This window comes from Nocardia sichangensis, from assembly GCF_047200615.1.
Taxonomy (GTDB): Bacteria; Actinomycetota; Actinomycetes; order Mycobacteriales; family Mycobacteriaceae; genus Nocardia; species Nocardia sichangensis.
In genome coordinates this window covers 1-1,439 of the sequence record NZ_JBJZOK010000103.1, presented here as the reverse complement: position 1 = coordinate 1,439, position 1,439 = coordinate 1, and the positions used below count along the sequence as shown (strand labels likewise).

1 pseudogene is annotated in these 1,439 nt (G+C 65.3%); it reads left to right on the top strand.

The annotated features are described in order from the left end of the window. Positions 1 to 1,439, top strand: a pseudogene (locus tag ACL03I_RS39295) (DNA-directed RNA polymerase subunit beta); the annotation flags it as partial.

The window sequence follows — 1,439 nt, the reverse complement described above, 5'->3', positions numbered from 1 at the left end:
ACCCGTGACGGTGCTGCTCAAGGCGCTCGGCTGGACGAGTGAGCGGATCGTCGAGCGCTTCGGTTTCTCCGAAGTGATGATGACGTCCCTGGAGAAGGACAGCACATCGGGCACCGATGAGGCGCTGCTCGACATCCACCGCAAGCTGCGTCCGGGCGAGCCGCCGACGAAGGAGTCCGCGCAGACCCTGTTGGAGAACCTGTTCTTCAAGGAGAAGCGCTACGACCTGGCGCGCGTGGGCCGGTACAAGGTCGACAAGAAACTCGGCATCCGCAGCGGCGGCTCGCCGGCGCTCACCGAGGACGACATCGTCACGATCATCGAATATCTGCTGCGGCTGCACGCGGGCGAGAAGACCATGACCGCTCCCGGCGGCGTCGAGGTCCGGGTCGAGGTCGACGACATCGACCATTTCGGCAACCGTCGGCTGCGCACCGTCGGCGAGTTGATCCAGTCCCAGGTCCGGCTGGGGCTGTCACGGATGGAGCGCGTGGTCCGCGAGCGGATGACCACCCAGGACGTCGAGGCGATCACGCCGCAGACCCTGATGAACATTCGTCCCGTCGTCGCGGTGCTCAAGGAGTTCTTCGGAACCTCGCAGCTGTCCGTATTCTTGGATGAGCGCAACCCGCTGGCGAGCTTGACCCAGAAACGCCGTCTCTCGGCGCTGGGCCCGGGTGGTCTGTCCCGGGAGCGCGCCGGTCTGGAAGTCCGCGATGTGCACTACAGCCATTACGGCCGCATGTGCCCGATCGAGACTCCGGAAGGGCCGAATATCGGCCTGATCGGCTATATGTCGGTGTACGCGCGGGTGAATCCGTTCGGCTTCATCGAGACGCCGTACCGAAAAGTGGTCGACGGCAGGGTCACCGACGAGGTGGACTACCTGACCGCCGACCAGGAAGACCTGCATGTCGTGGCGCAGGCGAACGAGCCGCTCGACACCGAAGGGCGCTTCGTGAACGCGCGAATCGCGGTGCGCCGCAAGAATTCCGAGGTAGAGTTCGTCGGATCCGCCGAGATCGACTATATGGACGTCTCGCCGCGCCAGATGGTGTCGGTCGCGACGGCGATGATCCCGTTCCTCGAGCACGACGACGCCAACCGCGCCCTGATGGGTGCGAACATGCAGAAGCAGGCGGTTCCGCTGATCCGTTCGGAAGCGCCGCTGGTGGGTACCGGTATGGAGCTGCGCGCGGCGGTCGACGCCGGTGACGTGGTGGTCAGCGAGAAGGCCGGTGTGGTCGAGGAGGTCTCCGCCGACTACGTCACCGTGATGCACGACGACGGCACCCGGCGCAGCTACCGGATGCGCAAGTTCAACCGGTCCAACCAGGGCACCTGCTCCAACCAGCGCCCGATCGTCGACGAAGGCCAGCGAATCGAGATCGGTCAGGTCATCGCCGATGGCCCCGCCACCGAGAACGGTGAGATGGCCT